Source organism: Nocardia amikacinitolerans NBRC 108937 (assembly GCF_001612615.1).
In the GTDB taxonomy this organism is placed as follows: domain Bacteria; phylum Actinomycetota; class Actinomycetes; order Mycobacteriales; family Mycobacteriaceae; genus Nocardia; species Nocardia amikacinitolerans.
Genome location: NZ_BDAU01000014.1, coordinates 175014 through 178798, shown reverse-complemented (window position 1 = coordinate 178798; position 3785 = coordinate 175014). Strand labels below are relative to the sequence as shown.

General features: G+C 67.6%; 4 protein-coding genes. 3 read left to right on the top strand and 1 reads right to left on the bottom strand.

Features of this window, described 5'->3' with window-relative positions:
* Positions 1-27: 27 nt before the first annotated feature.
* Positions 28-702 (bottom strand): response regulator transcription factor, encoded by a 675-nt coding sequence (locus NAM01S_RS14480; RefSeq protein ID WP_067785124.1) that lies wholly within the window; start codon positions 700-702, stop codon positions 28-30.
* Between the two features lie 403 nt (positions 703-1105).
* Between NAM01S_RS14480 and NAM01S_RS14475 the strand changes: the two genes are divergently transcribed.
* The 3 genes from NAM01S_RS14475 to NAM01S_RS14465 all read left to right on the top strand — a co-directional run bounded on the left by NAM01S_RS14475 (position 1106) and on the right by NAM01S_RS14465 (position 3779).
* On the top strand, positions 1106-2704 hold the full coding sequence (locus NAM01S_RS14475; protein ID WP_253798667.1) for a hypothetical protein: 1599 nt from the start codon (positions 1106-1108) through the stop codon (positions 2702-2704).
* Positions 2705-2890: 186 nt separating this feature from the next.
* A complete protein-coding gene (locus NAM01S_RS14470) occupies positions 2891-3208 on the top strand; it encodes a hypothetical protein (protein WP_143861526.1) in 318 nt (105 codons plus the stop codon).
* A gap of 76 nt (positions 3209-3284) precedes the next feature.
* A complete protein-coding gene (locus NAM01S_RS14465; protein WP_067785120.1) occupies positions 3285-3779 on the top strand; it encodes a YbaB/EbfC family nucleoid-associated protein in 495 nt (164 codons plus the stop codon).
* Positions 3780-3785: the final 6 nt, after the last annotated feature.

Below are 3785 nucleotides of genomic sequence, written 5' to 3'. Positions count from 1 at the left end.
CCCGCACGTTCCGCGAAGAACAAGCCGTCAGGGATCAGGGGGTTCCGTTTCCCATCGGTACCCGTAGCCGCGAATGGTGGTGATGAGGTGGGGGCGCTGGAGTTTGGCGCGCAGCGCGGCCATGTGGACGTCGAGGGCGCGGGAGATGGCGGCGAAGGCGTCGCCCCAGATGCGGTCCATGAGTTGCTGCCGGCTGACGGCGGACCCCGGACGCTCCAAGAGAACGCGCACCAGTTCGAATTCCTTGTGGGTGAGCGTGATCGGGGCGCCCGCGACCTCGACGGTGCGTGCTTGCAAGTCGACGCGGACGTCGCCGGTCACCACCACCAGCGGGGCGGGGGCGGCGGGGGTACCGGCGCGGCGGGTGACGGTTTCCAGGCGCGCCACCAGCTCGCCGACCCGCGGCGGCTTCGTCAGGTAGTCGTCGGCTCCGGCGCGCAGACCACGGATGACGGCGCGTTCGCCGCTGCGCGCGGTGAGGATCAGCACCGGCACCGAGCTGACCTCGCGGAGTTTGCGCAACACCTCCAGGCCGTCCATGTCGGGGAGGCCGAGATCGAGGATGACGGCGTCGTAGCGGTCGTGGGTGAGCAGGAGATCGGCGCCGCGCCGGAGGTGATCGGCCTGATAGTCCTTGGCACGCAGCGCCGCGACGAGGGCGTCGCCGACTCCGGGGTCGTCTTCGACTATCGCAAGTCTCACGTCCAGATCCTCGCAAATCGGAGGTTCCGTCCGCAGGGGTATCGGGTGCGGGGGACCGGCACACCCGAGACCTTGACAGATTCTTAGGGAAGTCACCGCTCATGAGCGAGACGAACGACCGCCGGGTGCGCGAAAATTCATTCCCAGCTGCTTCCTTCGAAGGAACCGATGACCGGCACCCCGGTCCGCAGGCAGCTCCGCGGCCTCGTCCTGCCCTACGAGGGTCGGCCGAGGTCCGCCACGGCGGGTCCGCGAATCCTGTCGAGGGGTGAGGGTTTCGGCTTGCCGGGTCGCCCTTCGACATCCTGTGCCAGGATGAAGGACAGCAATTCGGCTCTAGCCTGTGACCGGACGCTCGTCGAGATTCCGGTTACGGGTGCGTGGATGAGGAGATAGCTGCACCGTGACCAGCCAAGAAGGCCCGAACGACGAGGTCGGCGACAACCAGGTCCCCGGCGATCAGCAGCCGAATCGCACACCCGAGCAGCGCGCCGACGCGGAGTTCGGCCAGGAGTTCCAGCGGGCGTTCGAGGAGAGCAGCGACGAACCCGATGTGGAGTTCTCGCTGGGTGATCCCGCGCCGGAGCCGGAGCCCGAAACCGTGGACCCGGCCGAGCAGGCCCGCGAGATCGGCCACAATCTGGCCCGCGAACTGGCCACCGACGCCCCGCAGGGCTGGTCCAAGCTGGACGCGGTGTTCGCTTTCACCGCGGTCGCCGAGGTCGCGCAGATCGTGTTCAGCGACGATCAGGAGCGTTCGGTTCGTATCCAGCCGTCGGAGGCGGTGCTGGAGCTGGTGCGCAGGCACCGCGAGGTTTCCGCCGCCATGGGCGACGGCCCGTGGTGGCGGCTGCTGTTGCAGCTGACGCCCGCGGGCCGGCTGGATATCGACTACGACTACGGTGACGAGCCTTTCCCGGACGATCACCTGTTCCCGGCCGCGGTGTATCAGGCCGACTTGGAAGCCAATCCGCGGGAGCGGCTGCCGGTGTGGCTGGCCGCGTACGTGAGTCACGGCGACCGCCAGTCCCGTACCCCGGCGCAGGCCGCCGCCTTGGCGCGCACGGATCGGGAAGCCGGTGTGCGCGGGACGATCTCGGAGCGCGATTTCCCGGCGCTGCCCACGCTGTGGGCCCGCTGGGCGGTGCTGGCGGCCGCGTTCGTCGCCGTCGGTTCCGAGTGGGGGCCGCGTATTCTGCCCGCGCTCGGCTGGTTCGAGGGCGCCAAGCGGGGCGGCTCGACGCTGTACATGCTGCCCGGTGGCCGGGCCGTGCTCTCCGGTGGTGTCTGGAACGCGCCCGCCTTGGACGCGGCGTACAACCAGGGCGCGCAGCTGCCCGCGTACTACGCCGGTGCTCCGTCCTGGGTGGCGAACCCCGTACTGAATCCTCGGGCCGCCAGCGGTTTGCTGTCGTTCTGCTACTGGTGGGAGGGCGGTCGCTGGTACCGCGGCGAGTCGCCGACGGCCGATCAGCTCGCCGAGGCCGTGCCCGGTATCTGGACCGCGCAGACGGTGACCAACGTGATCGCGGGCCTGGTCGCCGCCGAACCCACCGACGGCCAGGTCGCCGCCGTCGCCACGCTGGTCTCGGCCGCGGAAGCCGGTGTGGTGACGAGGGATACGCTGATCAGCGTCTTCGGTGACGAGGGCGACTTCGATATCGACAGCGCCTTCTACCAGCTCACCATGGCGGGCGTGGCCACCACGCTGCCGGATCCGATGCCCGAGGACGAGGCCATCGATCAGGTCCGCCGCTACATTCTCGAGCGCGATCTCGACACCACCGGCTATCCGCTGGACCAGCTGCGCGCCGACCGCATCAGCTGCGGCTGGATGGTCTACGTGCCGACCGCGCCGGGTGAGATCGCCATCGGCCGTGCGCTGTTCTACATCGCCGATGACGGTGTGCTGGAGCAGTCCTCGTCCTCGATCGCACCCTCGCGCTACATCGCGGAGTTCGAGCAGCGCTTCCAGGAGCGCAACGGGATGGTCGACGCCTGACCTGTTGCCTGCCCGTTGCGGGTTAACAACAGGGAACGGATCGATGGCGAATTCCTAACGGGTTCTTTAGCTTCTCACCCCGGTGAATCGGCCCGCCGTGTCGGCCGAGGTGCCAGAATGGTCGGAAAGATCTGCGTACCAGCCGCTTTGTGGCTGGTACGGGCCTTGTGAGAAGAGAGGTGCCCCGTGGACGTCGAGAGTTTTGTGGAAAAGCAGCGCATCGCGGGCACCGACACCGGCAAGGTGCGCGACCGCATGGACGCCCTCGCCGATCGCGTGCAGGCACAGTTGGATTCGCTGATCTCGATCGTCAGCTCCGACCCGGTCTTCGGCAAGAAGTTCATGGATGACCCGAAGGGCCTCAAGTACCAGCTCGAGGGCGCTGTCGAGGGCACACGGACCATGGCCAAGTCCTGGGGCAAGCTCTCCGACGGCCAGTTCCAGAACGCGACGAATGCCGAACGCGAGGAGCAGAAGCGTCGAGAGCAGTTCGAGAACATCTGAGCCGGAACGGTTGCTGATGGTTGGCGGGCGGTCCACACGGACCGCCGTGAGAGTTTGTGGAGTTGGTGAGAACTAGATGGCCAGACGCGATGCCGAGATCGCCGATGTGATGGACGAATTCCGCAGCCGTATCCGCGAGATCGCCGAGATGCAGCAGCGGCGGGTCAAGCTCACCGCCACCGCGAGCACAAGGGACCGGCAGATCTCGGTGACGGTGAACGCCAACGGGGTGGTCATCCAAACCAAATTCGGCAGTGGCATCGACGAATACAGCTACGAGGACATCGCCAAAGCCGTCACGCGGCTGGCCCAGCAGGCTGCCCAGGACGTGTTCGATCAGAGTAAGCAGGTCATGGCGCCCGTGGCGGAGGAGCGGGCGCGGCTGCCCAAGCTCTCCGACGTGATCCCGGGTATGCCCGACTTCCAGAGCGAGATCCCTATGGAGCCACCGGTTTCCGTCGCGCCGCCGGGCGCCGCCGAGCGCGCGGACGCGGAGCTGGTGTTCACCGATGTGGAGACCCTCGAGGACAAGCCCGAAACCGGAAAGGGCGTCACCGACTCGGTTTGGTGACGTGCG